Origin of the sequence: Mesorhizobium sp. M8A.F.Ca.ET.161.01.1.1, assembly GCF_004792105.1 — a bacterium.
GTDB lineage: Bacteria > Pseudomonadota > Alphaproteobacteria > Rhizobiales > Rhizobiaceae > Mesorhizobium.
The window spans coordinates 1-301 of sequence record NZ_SRTD01000390.1; the positions used below are offsets into that span (position 1 = coordinate 1).

General features: G+C 62.1%; 1 pseudogene. It reads right to left on the reverse strand.

Annotated elements, in window-relative coordinates:
- A pseudogene (locus EN804_RS36220) lies at positions 1 to 301 on the reverse strand (hypothetical protein); the annotation flags it as partial.

The window sequence follows — 301 nt, forward strand, 5'->3', positions numbered from 1 at the left end:
AGCGGCCACTCCCATGCAGCGGCGGGCGCGGCAAGCTCAATGCCGTGCAGCAGGTCTTCGTGCTGGTGCAGGCTTCCATCCTTGCCGATGACATCGAAGGCGGTGTCCGTCACCAGGCACACCTTGCAGGGCAGACCGGCCAGCGCATCGAGATGCGTATGAATGAGTTTCGGCAGGAGATCATCAGGCGCAGCCGCTATTTTCTGCCGTTCCAGCCGATGCTGTGCACCCGTACCGAGCTGCGACAGCAGGTTGGCCGAGACGACAAAATCGAGATAGGGCACCCGCCGCAGGAAATCGA